The 19,498-nt window shown below is 54.7% G+C and carries 13 protein-coding genes; 8 read left to right on the top strand and 5 right to left on the bottom strand.

Features of this window, described 5'->3' with window-relative positions:
- The first annotated feature begins 6 nt into the window (after nucleotides 1-6).
- From HUO07_RS06445 to pelG, 7 genes are read left to right on the top strand one after another with little or no spacing between them, the layout of a single operon-like run.
- Nucleotides 7-2,817: a bifunctional glycoside hydrolase/polysaccharide deacetylase family protein gene (locus HUO07_RS06445; protein ID WP_176302888.1), complete on the top strand. Its 2,811-nt coding sequence runs from the start codon at nucleotides 7-9 to the stop codon at nucleotides 2,815-2,817.
- Nucleotides 2,804-6,493 (top strand): tetratricopeptide repeat protein, encoded by a 3,690-nt coding sequence (locus HUO07_RS06450; RefSeq protein ID WP_176302889.1) that lies wholly within the window; start codon nucleotides 2,804-2,806, stop codon nucleotides 6,491-6,493. Before HUO07_RS06445 ends, HUO07_RS06450 begins: the two co-directional genes overlap by 14 nt.
- A 2-nt stretch (nucleotides 6,494-6,495) precedes the next feature.
- Nucleotides 6,496-7,119: a hypothetical protein gene (locus HUO07_RS06455; protein WP_246286515.1), complete on the top strand. Its 624-nt coding sequence runs from the start codon at nucleotides 6,496-6,498 to the stop codon at nucleotides 7,117-7,119.
- 14 nt (nucleotides 7,120-7,133) lie between these two features.
- Nucleotides 7,134-8,495 (top strand): PelD GGDEF domain-containing protein, encoded by a 1,362-nt coding sequence (locus tag HUO07_RS06460; protein ID WP_176302890.1) that lies wholly within the window; start codon nucleotides 7,134-7,136, stop codon nucleotides 8,493-8,495.
- Nucleotides 8,482-9,507: a hypothetical protein gene (locus HUO07_RS06465; protein WP_176302891.1), complete on the top strand. Its 1,026-nt coding sequence runs from the start codon at nucleotides 8,482-8,484 to the stop codon at nucleotides 9,505-9,507. Before HUO07_RS06460 ends, HUO07_RS06465 begins: the two co-directional genes overlap by 14 nt.
- Entirely contained in the window at nucleotides 9,504-11,081 is a 1,578-nt protein-coding gene (gene pelF / locus HUO07_RS06470; protein WP_176302892.1) for a GT4 family glycosyltransferase PelF, read from the top strand. The genes HUO07_RS06465 and pelF overlap by 4 nt, the downstream gene beginning before the upstream one ends.
- Nucleotides 11,082-11,104: 23 nt before the next feature.
- The gene (gene pelG, locus HUO07_RS06475; protein WP_176302893.1) at nucleotides 11,105-12,487 is read left to right on the top strand and encodes an exopolysaccharide Pel transporter PelG; all 1,383 of its coding nucleotides are present in this window, start codon (nucleotides 11,105-11,107) and stop codon (nucleotides 12,485-12,487) included.
- An 11-nt stretch (nucleotides 12,488-12,498) separates the two neighbouring features.
- Here the strand turns inward: pelG and waaA are convergent, their stop codons facing one another.
- From waaA to HUO07_RS06490, 3 genes are read right to left on the bottom strand one after another with little or no spacing between them, the layout of a single operon-like run.
- A complete protein-coding gene (waaA, locus tag HUO07_RS06480) occupies nucleotides 12,499-13,806 on the bottom strand; it encodes a lipid IV(A) 3-deoxy-D-manno-octulosonic acid transferase (RefSeq protein ID WP_176302894.1) in 1,308 nt (435 codons plus the stop codon).
- The gene (hldE, locus tag HUO07_RS06485) at nucleotides 13,806-15,236 is read right to left on the bottom strand and encodes a bifunctional D-glycero-beta-D-manno-heptose-7-phosphate kinase/D-glycero-beta-D-manno-heptose 1-phosphate adenylyltransferase HldE (protein ID WP_176302895.1); all 1,431 of its coding nucleotides are present in this window, start codon (nucleotides 15,234-15,236) and stop codon (nucleotides 13,806-13,808) included. The genes waaA and hldE overlap by 1 nt, the downstream gene beginning before the upstream one ends.
- Nucleotides 15,226-16,323, bottom strand: a complete 1,098-nt coding sequence (locus tag HUO07_RS06490; protein WP_176302896.1) for a glycosyltransferase family 9 protein — start codon at nucleotides 16,321-16,323, stop codon at nucleotides 15,226-15,228. The genes hldE and HUO07_RS06490 overlap by 11 nt, the downstream gene beginning before the upstream one ends.
- Between HUO07_RS06490 and HUO07_RS06495 the strand changes: the two genes are divergently transcribed.
- Nucleotides 16,322-17,029, top strand: a complete 708-nt coding sequence (locus tag HUO07_RS06495; protein WP_176302897.1) for a 3-deoxy-D-manno-octulosonic acid kinase — start codon at nucleotides 16,322-16,324, stop codon at nucleotides 17,027-17,029. The genes HUO07_RS06490 and HUO07_RS06495 overlap by 2 nt on opposite strands.
- Before the next feature lie 38 nt (nucleotides 17,030-17,067).
- On the opposite strand, the gene HUO07_RS06500 is transcribed toward HUO07_RS06495, so the two are convergent.
- Entirely contained in the window at nucleotides 17,068-18,348 is a 1,281-nt protein-coding gene (locus HUO07_RS06500) for an O-antigen ligase family protein (protein ID WP_176302898.1), read from the bottom strand.
- Between the two features lie 148 nt (nucleotides 18,349-18,496).
- Nucleotides 18,497-19,489, bottom strand: a complete 993-nt coding sequence (locus tag HUO07_RS06505) for a glycosyl transferase family 90 (RefSeq protein WP_176302899.1) — start codon at nucleotides 19,487-19,489, stop codon at nucleotides 18,497-18,499.
- Between the last annotated feature and the right edge of the window lie 9 nt (nucleotides 19,490-19,498).

Here is a 19,498-nt window from a genome sequence, read left to right on the forward strand (position 1 = left end):
GTACTGATGGCTACACCACATATACGCGGGTTGCTGTGTTTGCTATACGGGCTTTTCTGCTCTTTTGCATATGCCAATGAAGCACCGAATGCGCCCAGCGTAACCTTCTACTACGGTAACGAACCGCCCGTTGAGCTACTGTCCCAGTTTGATTGGATCGTCGTTGAAGCCGCGAATATTGATCCCACCGAACAACGCTTGCTTAAACAGCACGGTGGGCAGCCCTTTGCTTATGTCAGCATTGGTGAATTAGATAGCTGGCGCGACACTGACACTCCGTTACCCAGCGATGCTCTGGTCACCAAAAACGATGCGTGGGATAGCCAAGTTGCTGATTTAACGCACCCTGCTTGGCGTTCGTTTCTTATTGAAGAGCACGTTCGCCCGCTCTGGGACGCGGGCTACCGTGGCATTTTTCTGGACACCTTAGACAGCTACCGCTTATTCGCCCCTGACGGCGCGGAGGCTGAACGCCAACAAGCAGCGTTAATCGAGATTATTCACGAATTAAGGGAGCAATTTCCCGGCATTCAACTGCTGTTGAACCGTGGCTTTGAAATACTGGAGCATGTGCATGGCGATATCGTCGGTGTGGCGGCGGAGTCGCTTTACCAAGGCTGGAACCCTTCCACCAACGTCTTTGGTGCCGTGCCAGATGAGGATCAAAGCTGGCTTTATCAGCAGCTTACTCAGGTGCGTGACCGTTATCGCCTCCCGGCTATCGCTATCGACTACGTACCCGCCAATAACCGCGCGCTCGCCAGAGAAACCGCGCAACGAATTCACGCTGAAGGCTTTATCCCCTGGGTAAGCGTGCCGCAGTTGAATCAAATGGGCGTGGGGTTGATTGAGCCCATGCCGCGCCGGGTATTGATTCTGTTTGATAAAGCCAATACCGAAGCAGGAGAGCTTGCTTACACTAGCGCGCACCAGTATCTCGCCATGCCTTTAGAGTACTTAGGCTATGGGGCCGAGTACTTGGATGTTAACGGCCCTTTACCCAACGACTTGCTGCATGGCCGTTATGCAGGGGTTGTCACTTGGTTTAGCCAGCCCCTAACCAATGCGCCTGCCTACAGCGCTTGGCTACAGCGGCAAATGGAGCACGGTCTGAGGACGGCTATCGTTGGGCTTCCTGGCGTTCCACTCTCTGGCGCACTAGGCAATTTAATGGGGCTACGCGAGGTGTACGGGATTAGCCCTCAAGGGCTGACGGTCGTTGACCATGACGACGTTGCAAACTTTGAAGGCTTACCACAGCCACTGCCTGAGCCACAAACCGGCTATGAGCTCATCGGCAATGGGCTAACAACGGCCCACCTAACGTTACGCGACCAAGATGGTCGGCAACTTGCGCCTATTGTGACAGGGTCGTGGGGAGGCTTAGCCAGCTACCCATGGGTATTTCAAGAAGCCAACGAGTACCAAAAGCGCTGGAATCTAGACCCCTTTGCTTTTTTGCAGCGTGCCTTGGCGCTACCTGAGATACCCATTCCCGATGCCACTACGGAGAATGGCGCCCGCTACTGGATGACCCAGATCGACGGGGATGCCTTTGTCAGCCGCGCAGATCTTCCTGGCACCCCATTCACTGGCGAGCTGATGCTTTCCGATATTTTAATGCGTTACCAAGTACCTACCACGGTATCCATCATTGAGGGTGAAATAGGCCCGGAAGGCCTCTATCCGCAGTATCGCTCTATTCTGGAGCCGCTAGCGCAGAGAATTTTCGCACTACCGTGGGTAGAGGTAGCAACCCATACGTTTAGCCACCCCTTTGAGTGGGAAAACCTCAAGGAAAACGACTTGGCGGGCCAGGGCGAAACCCTTGCCAAGTTCAATTACAACATGCCAATTCCCAACTACCGATTTTCGCTGCGTCGGGAAATTGAAGGCTCTACTGATTACATTAACCGCAACTTGGCACCCGCTGACAAACCCGTAAAGGTAGTGCTCTGGACGGGCAATGCGCTACCTCCCGAGCAGGCCTTGGCAATTGCTGACGAGCTGGGGCTGCGCAACTTGAACGGAGGTAACACCAGCGTTACCCACAGCAACCCGACCATGACTCGCGTGTCCCCCATGCTGCGGCCCCAGGGGCGTTACCTTCAGGTGTACGCGCCGCAAATTAACGAGAATGTCTATACCAACTATATGCTGGGCCCGCTGTGGGGATACCGTCGAGCCATTGAAACCTATCAAATTACCGACCAACCACGGCGCTTAAAGCCTATTGACATTTATTACCACTTTTACTCAGCTGCAAGCCCAGGCGCACTGCGTGCCCTGCATCAAGTATATGAATATGTATTAACCCAAGAGACGCTGCCGCTATATGCTAGCGACTGGAGTGATGTGGCCACTCAGTGGTACCACACCGGTATTGCGCGGCACCTAGACGGCGGGTGGATGGTTAAAGGGGCAGATCACATGCGCACCCTGCGCCTTCCCACTTCCTTGGGTTGGCCAGACCTGCAGCGCTCTAGCAATGTGGCTGGCGTTCGTGAGATTCCCTCTGGCCGCTATGTCGCACTCTCAGGGGAGAGCGGCGCCACACTATACCTCACAACTAACCCACCTCAAACACCCCATTTGCGCTACGCCAATGGGCGCATTACCGAGTGGCAAAGACACTCGCCCCGACACATAAGCCTAAACCTTGCCGCCGAACAAGTACCGTTAAACGTAGAGCTTGCCGCCACCCAGGGCTGCCAAGTAAAGGCTGATGCGCGCCAGGAACAACGCGGCAACAGCACATTACTAACCTTTGGACGTTCTCATGCTGAGCGTATCGAGGTGATCTGTGCTTCACGCTAAGCCAAACACCGCCACTAAAAAAGTCGCCGCGGTGCGGCCACGACGGCTCATTCGGCCCGTCACGCTGCGACTGATTGCGCTGGTCATTGCCCTAACGCTAATACTGCTGTTTCCCGCCCGTCACCTGCTTAGCCTTGAAAACAGTGACGGCACACCCAGCCGTATTTCGATTCTTTACTCCCAGGCGTTGTTAAATGCCAACCCTAGCAATACCGAACTACGCATCAGCCTAGCGAAAAAGTTTATCCAGGTTGGTGAGTTTGAGCTGGCAAAAGCGACTCTTGAGCCATTACAAAACTCGGACGATAAGTCCGTTCAGTGGCTAGGGCTTAGCATTGAGTGGCAGTTACTGGCGGCAATAGCATTTGATCAACCGGAACGTCTGCACGCAGTACAACACTTTCAAGCGCTACTGCTAACGTTCCAGGAAAATGCTGTTCTTCCCACCGTGTATTTAGAGGAGATGGCTACTTATTGGCTGTCCATTGAGCACCCCCATCAGGCCGCTACACTTTATGAGCGCCTGGGAGAACAGGATATAGAACGCCAATACCACTGGCTTTCCCTGGCTGGCTACTGGTGGTTAAGGGCAGGATACCCAGAACGCTCAGCGGCGGCATGGCACCGCGCTTACCAAGTGGCAGAAACGCCGGGTGTCACACTGGGCTGGCTAAGCTGGTTGATTAGCCCCGCCCAGGCACAGCAAACGGATGCCTCGCCTGAATCCCCTCGACGCGCTGCCGCGCTAGAGGCGCTGCGCTCAGCCCAGCAGAGCCAGCAGGCTGATGGCATCAACTACGCCCAGGAATACATCTCAGTTTTTCCAAACGACCCGGAGCTACTCGACTTGGGCATCCGTTTAGCGCTTTCTCATGAGCAGCCACAGCAAGCGCTGGAGTGGTCACAGCAACTAATAGAGTTACAGCCAGATATCTCGTTTTTGGAACGCCATGTCACCATCGCATTGGGACTCAACGAATTACAAAGTGCCCTTAACGCGATCACCCAGTTGCGCCAGCTTAGCCCGGAGAATACCGCTTATTTAGAGCAACTCGCCCAAACCCAGCAATGGGCTGGCGATACGGCTGGCGCTCTGCAAAATGCCGAAGCGCTGGCGCTGCAAACAGGCGAAGAGCGCCACAACCGCTGGGTGATCAGCTTGGCGTTGAGCGCTCGTGATCGCAAGGTGGCCGTTCAAGCCCTTTCCCGCCTAGAGCGCAATCGCCATATCACCATGGAAGACCGCCGTTTGTGGGCTGACTTGCTTGAACAGCTCGGCGACCCCGATGCCGCCATTGCGCGCATTCAATCCTGGCAAGCCGCTGGCATTCACGATGAAGCGTTAAGCGTTCGGCTAGCCACATGGCTGGAGCAAACCGGACGCTTGGATGAAGCGGGCGAAAGCTGGGCAGCACTTAGCGCGCGGTACGGCCCTCGGCCTGAATTTGCCGAGGCTCAAAGCGAGCTATTAACGCAAAACTGGCAGCTTGATAGCGCCCTGACACTATTAGAAGATACCCCCCCGCCTAGCGATAATCCCGCCACGGATTACTGGCAGCAGCGAGCCGGGTTAGCGTGGCAGCTGGGTGATAGCGCCGCCAGTTCAAAAGCCTACCAAGCGCTGTTTGAGCAGGGCGCGTTGGATGCCGACGGTGCCGCACGCTTAATCCAAACCGCAGGAGAGAACAGTAATATTGACCTTGCCATGCGGGTGTCCCAACACCGCTGGGCTCAGGAGCGCGATGGAAATGCGCTGATTCAAATGCTCTATCTGGCTCAGCGAGAACGCCAAAGCGAACTTACCCAATCGCTATTAGCAATGGCCGACCAAGCACCCGAGCAGTTTGCACAATCGCCCGACTACTGGGGAGCGGTTGCTCAACAAGCACTGCTTCAGCGCTCGCCTGATGATGCCATCAATGCCTCTCAACGCGCGCTGGAACTATCTCCTGACGACCCAAGCCTACAGGCGGGCATGCTCTACACCCTGGCCGCCGCAGGTGATGACGTCACCCTGCGCCAGCGCCTTAGCGAGTGGCAGTCTCAGGCCGCGCAAACCCCGCAAATGATGAGCGCCATGGCCGAAGGGCACCGCTATCTGGGTGAACTAAGCCAAACGCTTGTCTGGTACGCCTTGGCCAACGAGGCGGGCGTACTGAATGCTTGGCAACAGCTTTATTACGCTGATGCGCTCAGCCAAAGCGGCCAAGAATCCCTCGCCTTTACACGTCGCGTCGCCGCCTTGGAAGAACTTTCGCCTGGGCTCATCAACGATCTTGAAGCCCCACTCAGCGTTGAGCAGCGCCGCGACCATACTCAAGTCATGGAACTGGTCGCTCAGCGTCATGGGCCAGACAGCGTAAGCGGCTGGTACGCCCAAGTGGTCACCGATGCCTTTGAAAACACAGCCCCCCAGCCAAGCGATAGCGAGTGGTTATTTGATGCGCAGATGACCCTGGATCAGCCGCTCCATGCACGCTATTTACTGCTCCGCGCCCAAGCCCAGGGGCACGTCAGCCCCGCTTGGCAAACGCTGGCCGTGGCGTTGGAAAAAAATGATCGCGATACGCTTAAACAGCTGCTTGATAGCGATAGCGGTCGCGCCCTTTCACTCACCGACCGTTTAGCCATTATGCGCCAGCTAGACCGCCGACAAGATGCCCAAGCACTCGCTGAATCACTCAACCATGCAGGCCAGGATCAACGTCTCGATATGGTGGAACTGGCCAATGAGATGCCGCACCGGCTGGCCACCACCGCCTCTTACCGGCGTGTGGGTGATCTGGATATCGACTCCCAGGAAGCTCTGTATCAAGTCAGTGGTGAGCGCTTATGGAGCGAGCTAGCGCTGGTACAACGCCAGTTGGATATTCCCTCTACCCAGGTGGACAGTGAAGGCCTCACCGATGAGCGCGGCGCGGAGCTCACCCTGGGCTGGAACGGCACACGCCTCGATACCACCCTCACCGTAGGCCAGGTGCAAACAGACAGCGTTGACCGGACATATGGACGGGCGGCCCAGCGTTGGCAGGCCACGTCACGCTTGGCAGGCACCTTATATGGCGAGATTAGCCATGCCTCCGACATCAATGACCGGATGCGTTTACTCGCGGTGGAAGACCGCATCGGTGCCCAGCTGGAGTGGACGCCAACGGCACGTGACACCGTTACCCTGGATGCTAGCCACGTAAACCTGCGCAGCCGCGAATCGCGTAACAGTCTGGGTGATGGCTATCGGGTAGAGGCCGCGCTGCATCATGCGCTGCTAAAGGGCGCCACCCGCCAGTTAGAAGTGAGCCTACTGGCGAACCACGCCGACTACACGTTAGACGATGACTTACCAGGCGATATAAGTCAGCGGCTACCGACAGATTTTCAGCCTGATGATCTACTGACCGATCAATCAAGCTTTGTGGGCATGGGCGTCACTTTGCGCCGCGGCGATCCTTATAGCACAACGCCCTATGTTGCCTCTCCCACTATCGAATTAGGGCTGGAGGCTGGCTATCAGTTGCCGGATAACGACATCGGCCTTAATGCACGCTTCGCGGTAGGCAGTCGCCTGTTTGGTAACGACTCTTTAAGCCTGCGCTTGGAGGCTGATCAAGGGTCGGGGAGTGATGGCGATACCAATCTCGGCGTTTCACTCACCTATCAATACTTCCTAGGGCACTAGCCATGTCTCAGACAACCCAACGGCGATGCCATTTCCTTAACCACTGCTTGCAGCGCCGTCTTGGCGCTTCTGGAGATACCGCTATGCGCACTTACCTATCACGACATCTGTTATGGCTTGCGCTGTTTAGCATAGCCCTTAGCACAGTTCTAAGCGGCTGCGCTGTTACGGACGTGCATCGCACAGAACCGCTTGATCGCCAGGTCACCTGGGCACTGCTGCCCCTTGCCAACCATTCTGAAACGCCACTGGCGGGACAAAAGGCCGAAGCAAGCCTGACGACGCTGCTTCACCAACAGGGCATTCGCTCGCTAACCCAAGCCCCCAGGACGGCGCCTATGGGCCTGCTAGAGCTGCCCAGCGACCAAGACTACCAAGCTGCTCTTAGCTGGGCACAGCAGCAGGGTGTCCGTTATGGCGTTACCGGCTCGGTAGATGAGTGGCAATACAAAGCGGGGTTAGATGGCGAGCCTGCCATCGGCATCAGCTTACGAGTCGTCGACGTTAATAGCGGCGAGATTATGTGGAGCGCCAGCGGCGCACGCACGGGGTGGGGGTTTAGCACCACTAGCGGCGTGGCACAAAAACTAATGGCAGAGTTAGTCGCTACGCTGCCTTTGCAGTAGTGAGGTCAGTCACCATGGCCACCCATATAGATGAACTTCAACCTGCCCTAGCGCCTCGCTGGCTGCGCTTACTAGAAGCGCTGGTCATCACCCTGGCGCTACCGATGATTGGCTGGCTGATCAATCCCGACGACCCGCTACTGTTGGGCAGTGGGCTTACCTGGCTGCTAGCCATTGCCCCCTTATTGGTAGGCATGCGCTACGGCTTCGCGATGGGGTTCAGCAGCGCGCTGTTAAGCGTTGCTGTGATGGGCCTGGAGGGCTGGTGGTACCACGGCAGCCTTATCAATGACCGCGCTCAGCGTCTACCGATTGCTATCGCCCTGATATTGGTGGGTATGGTGGCAGGCGAAATGGCGGATGTCTGGCGACGGCGGCTACAGCAAATGGCGGTTATCCACCGCGCGCAGTCCACCCGTTTGGAAGAGTTTGTGCGCCACTACCAGCTCCTGCGCGTATCCCATGACCAACTGGCAGAGCGCTTGGCCGCGAATCCCTTCACTTTGCGCGATGCGCTTAATGCCCTTGAGGAGAAATTTCAGTCTCTCGTCACTAGCCAAGAACCTTTGACCCATCACGGCAATGAGTTGCTTAATTTTTTAGCGCTTCACGCACGTATACAACAAGCGGCACTGCTGCCGGTGGATCACCTCCAACGCCTAACGCCTCAGTCAGCGATCTGGTTTGGTGGCGAAACCCCGCTTGACTGGAACGACCCTATGCTGCGTGCATGCCTTGAGCAGCGCCGGATGATCTGTCTTAGAAGCGCCATGGAGCAGGGCATCAATATTGACAATGCACCGCTACTGGCCGTCGTACCACTTATTGATGTAGAAGAGCGCATCTACGCAGTGGTCGCCGTTACCGCCATGCCGTTTATTGATTTTCATCGCGGCCATTTGCACCTGCTTGCCGTACTGGGTGCTCAATTAGGCGATATGCTGCACCACGCTCAGCACACACTTCAGGGGAGTAGCTACGACCGCCACGCAGTGGTTGCCCAATGGGTGCGCCACGCTCGGGAGTACCAACTGACCTCGCTATTAGTGACCATCGACTTCTCCTCCCAACTCAGCAACGCACAGGTTCAGTCTCTTATTGACACCGTGGTCAACCAGCAGCGAGGCCTTGACCGCAGTTGGGTTGTCACCCAAGAGGGCCGCCCACAGCGACTTTACGTACTGCTACCGCTGACGCAGCAACGTGCCTTTGCCATTTATGCAGAACGCTTACAGGAAATTTTCGCCTCAGAACCCGGCTTGGGAGAAGACTGCCAGTACATCACCATTACCTACCAAGTGATCGATGGTCGCCTGTCGGCTAGAAAACTGTTACCTCGCCATGCTAATCAAGAGGTGTCCTATGCCCACCTCTAAAGCTGTCGAACCTGCGCGGTTTACCTTTCTCAGTAGCCTTCCATGGTTGGCCGCAGGGCTTGGCTTTGAAGGGTGGGTCGCCTACCGCTGGGCAGGTGACTTTAACTTCCCTACGCTTTTGCAGCTTGCCCTGCACGGCTTGGGTAGCCTGCTTTTAGCCGAAGGGTTGCGGTTAACATTACCAACGCACTACCAGCGGCCAGTCCTTGGCATTGTGCTGTTGTTTTTCCTGCTGCTGTTGCTGCTTCCAGGCATCGCCCTGCTAGGCTTATTGCTGGCCGTAGTGCCTGCACTCTATTTTGCTGCACCTCAGCATGCAGTCCACTGGCAAGCACTGGCATTACCGCCTCTCCCTTACCGACCGCTAATCCCTCCCAGAGCCGACTCTACGGCGATGCGCGAAGGACTCACCAGCGTACTAAGCTATTCCGGCAGCCCCGTTCAGCGTCAAGAAGCGATCTTGGCCTGCCGTCATTTACCGCCCCGTCAGGCCATTGGGCTGCTGCGCTTGGGGCTGGCCGACCCCACTGACGACGTTCGCCTGCTGGCCTACTCCATGCTCAGTAGCATCGAGCGTGATTTGGACGAACGCATCCAGCGGCTGGCTCATAAGCGCGAACAACACAGCGACCCGTTCGGCCACCATGCTGAAGCACTCGCCATGCTGAATTGGGAGTATGACTACCTCAAGCTCGCCCAGGGCAGCACAGCTCATTTCTATTTAACTCAAGCGCTTCATTACATTGATCAAGCGATTAGCAGCGCCAACTCTGCCCACCGACAGTTACTACGTGGCCGCATGTGCTTGGCTCTAAAGGATATTACGGGCGCTGAAACTGCTTTTTTGCAGTGTGAAGCCTTAGGGTTGGATAACGATGACCTTGTCCCCTACCGGGCTGAGCTAGCGTTTCAAACTCACCGTTTCAGTGCACTTCGAGGGCAGCTTTTAAAGCTTAGCCCTTCCGCTCAACAGCACCCTGTGCTGTACCCCGTGATGGAGTATTGGCGATGACTTGGCCCACTCTTGGTAAACGTGACGACCCCGCAGATGTGATTCTGCTGCTGGAAGGCACTTACCCCATGGTTCGCGGCGGGGTGAGCTCCTGGGTGGATCAACTGATTCGAGGACTGCCTCAGCTACGCTTTGCGCTGGTCTTTATTGGCGGGCGCCCCGACCACTACGGAGAAATTCTGTTTGAGCGGCCGACTAATGTGGTGCATTTAGAGCGTCACTATTTAATGGATGATCTGCCTAGTCTACATGCCATAAAAGCACGCAAAGGCAGCCCAAGCACGTTCAATACCGTGCATGAACTGCATGAAACGCTGCGTAACCCAACGCTTCATGACCAAAGCCGTGTGCTGTGTGACGTGGCCAAAATGATTGGACAGCGAGGCGGTTTAAGCCAAGAGGATTTTCTGCATAGCCAGGCAGCTTGGCAGCATATTGTTGATCACTACCTCGAACACGTTACCGAGCCTTCGTTTATCGACTACTTCTGGTCGGTGCGTAATATTCACGCACCGCTATTTCTGCTGGCGCGCATTGCCAACGGTTTACCAAGAGGCCGCTGTCTGCATACGATCTCGACGGGTTATGCTGGCTTCTTAGGTGCGTTAGCACACCATATCCACCAGCGGCCGCTGTTGATTACCGAACACGGTATCTATACCAAAGAGCGACAAATCGATCTGCTGGAAGCGAAGTGGATCAAAAGCTCTACCGATGCGCTCTCCCATGGTTTTCAAATCGATACCGGCTATATTCGCCAAATGTGGATCCGCTTCTTCCAAGGCCTAGGGCGGATGACCTATGCCAGTGCTGCTCAAATCACCACGTTACACGAAGGTAATCGCCTACGGCAGTTGCAGGACGGGGCGCCCGAAGCGCGTACGCGCATCATCCCCAATGGTATCAGTATTGAGCGCTTCGCCCCTTTACGCAGTGCTACGGCAAACAACCAGCAGCCGATTGTGGCGCTGCTTGGCCGCGTCACACCCATTAAAGATATCAAGACATTTATTCGGGCGATGCGCCAACTCACTAGCCAGCTACCCGACGCCCAGGGGTGGATTGTTGGGCCGAACAGCGAAGACCCCGACTATGCCCAGGAGTGCCGTGACCTGGTTGCTCAGTTGGGTTTAGAAAAAAGTGTTCATTTTCTGGGTTTTCAACGCACTGAAGAGATACTCGCCCAGGTGCGTCTTGTGGTGTTGACCTCCATCAGTGAGGCGCAGCCGCTAGTAGTTCTGGAAGCTATGGCGGCGGGCATTCCGGTGGTTTGCAGTGACGTGGGTGCCTGTCGCGAGCTAGTCATTGGCGACCCGGCACACCAACAGGCGGCTGGGCACATCGTTCCCATTGCCAGCCCCATGGCCACTGCCCACGCGATGCAGTTATTGCTAACTCAGCCTACCGCTTGGCAAAACGCGCGTGCAGCGGGCATTGCCCGGGTAGAGGCCGAGTACACCGAAGCGTTAATGATGACGCGTTACCAACAGCTTTATGAAGAAGTGATTGAACCCAGTTCCGCACCGGCGGGTATCACTGTGACTCACCTTTTTTCAGCGCTCGGCATGCGCTAGCTTCTCGCGATGGGAGACAATTGATGGCTGGCATTGGTTTTGAACTACGCCGCTTACTCCGGCAGGATAGTTATTTCAGCCTGATACGCGCCTATGGTTACGCGGGTTTGATCAGCTCTGGGCCCTGGGTGCTTTCGATCCTGGCCGTTATGGCACTGGGAGTGCTCTCTGCCGCTGCCAGCCCTGGGAACAGCACCCATGTGACAGCATTTTTGGTCTCGGTCACGTGGCTGGTTGCAGGCTCGCTGTTGCTTACCTCGCTGGTACAGCTTTTGTTTACCCGTTATGTCGCTGACCGGCTGTTTGAGAAACGCGATAGCGCCATTCTACCCAACTTATTTGGCCTGCTGACACTGATCGTGCTCGCCGCATCCAGCATCGGTGGTGCGTTGCTATGGTTCACCTTTGCAGACACACCCTGGCTCTATCAGCTCGAAATGCTAATGAGTTTTGTGGTGCTTAGCATGATCTGGTGTGTCACGGTGTTTGTGGCGGGGACTAAAGCCTACCGCCAGGTACTCTTGGCCTTTGCCTGTGGTTACGGCACCACCTTTGCGGCGGGCTTACTACTTAAAGACTACGGTCTGGTAGGTTTGCTAGGTGGCTTTGTGATTGGCCAAAGTTTGTTACTCTTTACCCTGCTGACCATGGTGATTCGCCACTACCCAAGCAATCGTTTATGGGCCTTTGACCTCCACCGCGCCGGGCAGTGCCAGCACTCATTAATAGCCATTGGGCTGTTTTATCAGCTGGGTATTTGGGCCGATAAGCTGGTATTTTGGTTCAACCCTGCCACCTCAGAATCGATTATTGGCCCGTTGCGGGCATCGCCTATCTACGATTTACCAATCTTTTTAGCTTACCTGTCAATTGTGCCGGGCATGGCGGTATTTATTATGCGCATGGAGACAAATTTTGCCGAAAGCTGTCACGCCTATTACGAGGCCGTTCGGGGTGGTGATACGCTTTTACATATCGAAGAGCTGCGCGGCGAAATGGTGACCAGTGTAAGGCACGGTATTTACGATATCTTCAAAGTGCAGGGAATAACCGTGGTTGCTTTATTGCTCAGCGGCCCAGCGCTATTTACCTGGCTAGGCTTTTCACACTGGTATTTACCTCTTTTTAATATCGATATTGTCGCAGTAGGTATTCAAGTGCTGTTTATGGCCATACTCAACGTACTGTTTTATTTAGACCGGCTTAAACCCGCGCTATGGCTCTGCTTCTTATTCTTATTAGCTAATTTAATGCTGACGCTACTTAGCCAGTTGCTAGGGCCAGTATTCTATGGCTACGGCTATGCAGTTTCACTGCTCTTCGTTTCCCTGGTGGGGCTGGCGGTACTGGATCATGAGTTTGAGCAGCTCACCTTCCAGACCTTTATGTTGCAGCCTAGCAAATAGATAGTGATCGCTCACATTGGGCCAGCTGAGTGAGGTAAGAACTTTTCTAGGCCATCAAGCGTACGTGACAACGCTCCCCGGTGGGCCTGTATCGTTTCCCAACCGGCGAGCCCCGCTTCTTGGGCGCGCTCCGGGTTAGCAAAGTAGTCCGCCAAGGCGTCTGCCAGGGCATCCGGGCTATCGACCAGTGTTAGTGCCCCTGCAGCTTGAAGTGGCTCAGCCACGTCGGCAAAGTTCTCAATCGAGGGGCCGCTAAGCACCGGCCGACCTAACGCCGCAGGTTCAAGCACATTATGCCCGCCCAGCGGCACTAGGCTGCCCCCTACAAAGGCCACACTGCCTGCGGCATAAAGCATGGCCAGCTCACCGAGCGTATCCCCCAGGTAGACCTGGGTTTGCGCTGTCACGGGCTGCTGTTGGCTGCGGCGGATCAATGTCCAGCCTTCGGTTTTGCAAAGCTTGGCCACCTCATCAAAGCGCTGGGGATGACGCGGTACCAGCACCAGCAGCGCGTCGGGGTAGCGCGCAAGCACTTGGCGATGGGCCTCAAGCAGCAGTGCTTCTTCGCCGTCACGAGTCGAGCCCGCCACCCAGACCGTCCGCCCACCCCAATCCTGATGTAAGCGCTCACCCTCTTTAATACTGCTATCTTGGCTGACCAACTCAAACTTCAGCGAGCCAACAATGCGAGTGATTTCTGTGTTACAGCCGAGGGTATTAAAGCGTTCGGCATCTGCCGGGGATTTGGCGGCGAGCCAGCTAATGTCGGCAAGCATACTGGCCATCAATGGGCGCAGGCGCTGATAGCGCTTAAAGGCGCGGGGCGATAAGCGACCATTCACTACCGCCACAGGCACTCCCTGCTGATGGCAGGTGTGGATCAGGTTGGGCCACAGCTCGGTTTCAAACAGGATGGCGAGTTCGGGCTGAACATGACGTACAAAGCGCTTCGCGGCGCCAGGAAAGTCCAGCGGTAGGAAACGATGGGCGAGACGCACCTGATCTGCTGCGGTTTGCTCACTAATCAGCGCTTGGGCCTGTTGGGCTCCGGTGGCGGTCATAGTGGTGATCAGTAGACTATGCGCTGGATAACGCGCTAATAACCCCTTGATCAGCGGTCGAGCGGCGCGTACTTCACCCACCGAGGCACAGTGCAGCCAAATGCGTGGCGCGGGAGGCAGCGGCCCAAGGTGCAACCCCAGCCGCTGAAGGCGTGAGTAAGTGGGTACTTGCTCACGCCAGATGCGCCAGCCTATCAGCGGTGAAAGCGCATACAGGGCCGCTGAGTAGGCAAGCCGGGGCCAGGTGGATGAAGCCATTAGCGCTCGCGATCTAAAATGGAACTAATCATCGCCGAGGTCGAAACACCATCTTCAAAACCCAGTACCTTGACCTCTCCGCCATTGGCGATGACGGCCGCGCCCCCGGCGATATCTTCTGGCCGGTAATCGCCTCCCTTGACCAGAATATCCGGCAACACCGCTTCGATCAGCGCCTGAGGGGTGTCGTCACTAAAGGGCACCACCCAGTCGACAGCGCCCAGCCCCGCCAACACTTGCATGCGCCGGTTAAGCGGATTAATCGGACGTTTTGGCCCTTTCAGGCGACCGATGGAGGCGTCGTCGTTAACCGCGACAATCAACCGATCTCCCAGCCGCTTGGCCTGCTCCAGGTAAGCGACGTGGCCAGCGTGCAAAATATCAAAACAGCCGTTGGTCATGACCACCTGCTCACCGCGCAGCTGAGCGGCGCGCACGGCCTCAACCAGCACAGTAGGCTCAATCACTCCAAATTCGGCCAGCTTATCGCCGTGTAGTGCGGTGTAGAGCTCAGCGATTGAGAGCGTGGCCGTGCCCGGTTTGGCCACCACCAATCCGGCACCCAGATTAGCTAGCATCATCGCTTCGGGGAAAGCATGCCCTGCCGCTAACGCTAGCCCCATCAGGCCAATCACCGTATCCCCTGCCCCCGTCACATCGAAAACTTCCTGCGCTCGGGTAGGCAAGTGCAGCGGCGCGTGCCCTTCACGAATCAGGGTCATGCCCTTTTCGCTGCGTGTCACCAGCAGCGCTTCCAGCTCAAGCTCGGCACGTAGCGCTTCGCCTCTCGTGGATAGTTCCGCATCAGTTGCACAGGCACCGACCACCGCTTCAAACTCCGTCAGGTTGGGTGTAAGTAAACTCGCCCCGCGATACTTGCTGAAGTCCTGTCCTTTCGGGTCGATCAGCACCCGCTTGCCCTGGGCCCTTGCGTTGGCTATCAGGTTCTCAACTTGGTTCAGCGTGCCTTTACCGTAATCGGAAAGAATCACCACGTCGCAGTCGGGCAGCGCCTTTGCTACCTGAGTCACTAGCTCACTAGTCTCGACGCCGTCCAATGGCTGCTCGAAATCCAAACGCAATAGCTGTTGGTTACGGCTCATCACGCGCAGCTTGGTAATTGTGGGTATTTCAGCGCTGCGCTGGAAGTAAGTGCTTACATCGGAAGCGGTTAAGCTGGCTTCGAGCAGTTTTGCGTTTTCATCATTACCGACGACACCCGCCAACACCGCGTGGCCACCCAGCGAGGTAATGTTCAACGCCACATTGGCCGCACCACCTGGGCGGTCTTCAACATCTTCCACGCGCACCACCGGCACGGGCGCTTCCGGAGATATGCGTGAGGTACCGCCATGCCAGTAGCGATCCAGCATGACATCGCCGACCACCAGTACGCGGGCATGTTCTAACGCGGTTAAATCAATCTTCATCGGGGCTCCTTGGGCTGGCAGTTGAAGCGGCATGCGCCAGCAATGCATCCAGTTTGGCGATAACGTCGTCGGCTTTTATCAGCATCATGGCGCTTGGGTGGCGCACCCGTTGGCCCCAACTCACTTCGTCTACTGACTTATGCAGATAGGTGCGAACCGCCTGAGGGTAGGCGTTGACCGCAAAGTCGCGCCATAAATAGGGAGCGGCCCGCTGGGGGTTGGTCGATGCGTACAGGCCCAGTGCAGGGGTTCCCATCGCATTAGCCATATGAATAGGCCCGGTATCCGGCGCGATCACCGCTTGAGCGTGATCAATCAGGGCCAACACCCCTTTCAGGGAGGTGCCGCCAATGGCGTTAATCACACTACCCGGCTGGCAAAGCGCTTCGATTTGATCGCCGATTTCCCGCTCCAGGGCACTGCCGCCACCGGTCAGCACGCTTTTGAGACCGTACTGCACCCAGGCATGCTCAATGACGCTGGCATAGCCCTCCACTGACCAGTTGCGAAAGTTGCGCAGGCGCACGTTGCTGCAAGGGTTGATCACTAGGTAAGGCGCCTCACCACTGATAACCTGTGCTTCATTGCGTGCGGTGTCGGTGACCGGCAGATTCCACTCTAACCGTTCATCCTCTACCCCCAGCACCCGGGCGAAGTCCATGAATGACTCCAATACATGGGCATTAGGGTGCGGCGCAAGCTGATGCTGGGTGAACCAGTGCTGAGCATCTTTGGCGCGCGCCTTGTCATAGCCCACACGCACCTTGGCTTTAAGCCCAAGGGACAGCACGCTGGCACGAATGGCCTGCTGCATATGCAGCAGTACATCGAAGCGCGTATCGGCGAGCTGTCGCCAAAGCGCACGCATTCCGGCAATACCGGTCGCTTTGTCGTAAACAACGAACTCGACCCCGGAAAGCCCCGCCAGTAGACTGTGCTCCCCCTTGCCGATAATCCAGGTAATGCGCGCATCGGGCCACTGGCGCTGCAACGCCCGCACCGTGGGCACGAGATTGCACACATCTCCTAGGGCGGAGAGGCGCAAAATGGCAATGTGGTTAGGCTGAACAGGCAGAGAGGGCTTCATGCGCTTAGCGGCACTCCGGCAGAAAAATGGGCTGATTTTACATGATGTAGACAGTTTATGTGACGCGCCGGGAACACACCAAATGGATCCTGCTCTGTTCACTGCTGAATACTGGCGTGAACAGGGATTAATAGTGGGTGAAGCCCCAGGCCGGGGCAGCAGTCTGTTTTTACAGGTAACACCGACCGAACAGTGGGTGTTAAGGCCCTATCGCCGGGGAGGCATGGCAGCCAAGCTCAGTGAAAAACGCTACTTATGGACCGGCGCTGAGCGCACTCGAGCATTTCTAGAATTGCGTTTAACGGCCGCGCTTTTCGAGCAGGGCCTGCCGGTGCCCCGTCCTGTAGCAGGCTGCGTTACCCGCTACGGGCTTACGTATGAAGCCGCGTTGATCACCGTGCGTATTGCCGGTGCAAAAGCGTTGGCCGAGCTGTTGGTCAACGATCAAGCCGATGAAGCGCTGTTACACCGCGTCGGCGTTATGATTCGCCGCTTTCACCAAGCAGGGCTAGATCATGTTGACCTGAATGCGCGCAATATTCTCGTCGATCCCAGCGGAGCGCCATGGTTGATTGACCTTGATCGTTGCCGACTGCGTAGGGCAGGAAAATGGCGGGCAGGTAACCTGAGCAGGCTGGAGTGTTCCATCAAGAAGTTCACTGAAGCGCCGCTTATGCCAACCATTTATAATGGGTACTGCAGCTAAGTTCCTGCAGGTGCTTGCAATTTTTGCTTTTATTATAGCTAATTGCCGGGCGTAGTGATGGCAGTCAAAAGCCCTCGCTGACAGGCACGATAGCTTCCCCACAACACCGCAAGCCAAATGGTATAAATCATGACTCCGCTATTATGGGTTAAAAACGCCTGAGAGAGACCGAAATCGATATAAGTAACGGGCAGCAACGCCCCTGCTACTGCCAATGACCTAAGTACTAAATTAGGAGCGTGCAGCTGCTGCATGAAAAGACGTAAAGGGAGTAAATAGAGCACCAATAAGGCAAGTAGGCCCAAAGCGCCCCTCTTAGCGGTAGTATCAACAAATTCATTATGCGCATGTTCATATTGCACAACGCCTGGATCAATTACCCCAGCTTCTGCAAGCGACTGCATCCGCTGTTGATAACCATTATGGCCCCAACCTAGGATAGGTTTATCCATTATTAGATGAGAAGCACCTTTCCACATCTCAAAACGAGCTCCCACTGAGGAAGTTCGGCTCTCGCCGGTCACGTAGCGCTCGATATCATCTACCGCCTGGTGAACGCGTTGTTGAACACCGAGTTGCGGCACTGAATAGATGCATAGCGCCCCAACCATAATTACCGCTAAGGCGCCAATTTTCAAAGGAGTAGCCAAATCACGACCATAGGCTCGATAAAGCACCCACAGCACAATAGGTAATCCTACCCACCCACCACGGCTGCCGGAAAATAGTGACCCTAGGACACCGCCTATGGCACCTAGTCCAAGTAACAGCAGCCAGCGCTTGGGATGGTTATGTGAAACTGCCCATCCCATACCCGCCAAGCAAAGAATGCCCGTAAGCATACTAATATTGCCAAACTGAATAACATGTGTATATCCACCTGCACGCTCAACACCAACGACCAACTTTTGCCAAGCACCCCAACCACCGACCGCTATTCCCCCCAGCGCTAATCCACTCCATAGCCAGGCAAGCCGCGGTGGATAAGCCAATATTAAAGCCAAAACAGGAATCGCTAATAAAAACCTTAATGGCTTGTCAGCGCCTCGAAGCCCCTGTCCATCACTCCAAGCTTCAAGTAACCCCACAACAGCAAAAAAAAATAAAGCACTAGCGACCAGCCAGTCACGACGATCAAACCTTGTCTTAGCACTGGTAAAGGGGAGCGCAATACTACCTAACAGCAACAGTACGGCTCCTATTGAATACCCTGAAGGTATAATTAGCGCCACGGCGCCTAACAACAGCACAGCGAAAGAGGTGTACCCGCGCAATAGCGAAAACTGAGAAGGAATAAAAGTAAGCGGTGATTGATTCATCAATATGTCCGTTTGGGCACGGGGCGGTGAAAAGCTGCTATTCTGACAGACTATTTAGAGCTTGGCAGCCAATCCCTTCCCAGCGTTTAAAATACCAGAGGCAAAAAGTATAAGCCTGCGACAAGCAACTGCCTTTAAAATTCATTCATTACTTTACCAGCATTTGTTCTGACGGCGCCAACTGCCCTGTTTTCTCAAAATATTTTTGCATCACTAACAAACCAACAAGGTGCTCTTGTTTTTTATTTAAAAAAGGCTTCACATAATTATTAGCATTTTCAATAATATTCTTTGCTTCATTAGGATGCTGATGATAATAAATTAATTTTTCTTCTAAATCTGAGTAATCATCAGCAAGCTCAACATAATGAAAATTTGGCTTAAGTGTTCCTTCCATGAACCAAGTTTCATATTTAGGTCTAGTCATAAAGCATAATGAATTAGAGGCCATAATCCACTTTAAATTCGTTGCCACATCATTACCTTCAATGCTCAGTATAAACTTATAGTTCAACTGTTCATTGACGCTCATATAGGAACGCCCCCATGGTTTTCCCTGAGCATTTTTACGACTGTCACCCACATTACACAGGGGGTGATGGTAATATTTTTCTACGAAGGCTTGTCGATGTGGCTGATGACAAGCACCACGCCACACTAACTGATTTTTTTTCTCATCAAAATTAAGCGTATCATTCACAAAGAAATAATGTCTTACTCGATTTAGCTTTAGTAGCACCGACTGCTGATTATCCGGGCTAATCGGGCGACTTTTTACAAACGTAGGTTCTTCGGGTATTGTACGAATATCACCCGGCCAGAAATGGAATTTTAAAGGTTTCTCAAAACGCGATAAATAGCACTTCATATCAATATAGTAAGACCAACTTTTCTGTTTTGAAAAACCACCTACGTTTAGTGCTTGGTCATTCAGCTTTAACGGCTTAGAAAGCTGGTTATAGTAATTTACTCGGCTTTCAATATAAGATTTTTCACTTCCTAACGGTAACCTCTCAAAGGCAGTGAGATATTTTTTCCGTTCGAAGAAATAATATTGCCGGGGTAAGCCTATTTCCAAGACACCCTTGCTATAAAATAGAAATTTATGGTAATTAGCTTTCAAGCGTTCGATCAAGGTCATAAAACCAAG

The organism is Vreelandella maris, assembly GCF_013371085.1.
Classification (GTDB): Bacteria; Pseudomonadota; Gammaproteobacteria; order Pseudomonadales; family Halomonadaceae; genus Vreelandella; species Vreelandella maris.

Bases quoted from the DNA above. Each gene is read 5' to 3' on its own strand.
- HUO07_RS06505 (WP_176302899.1), bottom strand. From the start codon at position 19,489: ATGACCTTGATCGAACGCTTGAAAGCTAATTACCATAAATTTCTATTT.
- HUO07_RS06500 (WP_176302898.1), bottom strand. From the start codon at position 18,348: ATGAATCAATCACCGCTTACTTTTATTCCTTCTCAGTTTTCGCTATTG.
- HUO07_RS06495 (WP_176302897.1), top strand. From the start codon at position 16,322: ATGCGCTTAGCGGCACTCCGGCAGAAAAATGGGCTGATTTTACATGAT.
- pelG (WP_176302893.1), top strand. From the start codon at position 11,105: ATGGCTGGCATTGGTTTTGAACTACGCCGCTTACTCCGGCAGGATAGT.
- HUO07_RS06445 (WP_176302888.1), top strand. From the start codon at position 7: ATGGCTACACCACATATACGCGGGTTGCTGTGTTTGCTATACGGGCTT.
- waaA (WP_176302894.1), bottom strand. From the start codon at position 13,806: ATGGCTTCATCCACCTGGCCCCGGCTTGCCTACTCAGCGGCCCTGTAT.
- HUO07_RS06465 (WP_176302891.1), top strand. From the start codon at position 8,482: ATGCCCACCTCTAAAGCTGTCGAACCTGCGCGGTTTACCTTTCTCAGT.
- hldE (WP_176302895.1), bottom strand. From the start codon at position 15,236: ATGAAGATTGATTTAACCGCGTTAGAACATGCCCGCGTACTGGTGGTC.
- HUO07_RS06455 (WP_246286515.1), top strand. From the start codon at position 6,496: ATGTCTCAGACAACCCAACGGCGATGCCATTTCCTTAACCACTGCTTG.
- HUO07_RS06490 (WP_176302896.1), bottom strand. From the start codon at position 16,323: ATGAAGCCCTCTCTGCCTGTTCAGCCTAACCACATTGCCATTTTGCGC.
- HUO07_RS06460 (WP_176302890.1), top strand. From the start codon at position 7,134: ATGGCCACCCATATAGATGAACTTCAACCTGCCCTAGCGCCTCGCTGG.
- pelF (WP_176302892.1), top strand. From the start codon at position 9,504: ATGACTTGGCCCACTCTTGGTAAACGTGACGACCCCGCAGATGTGATT.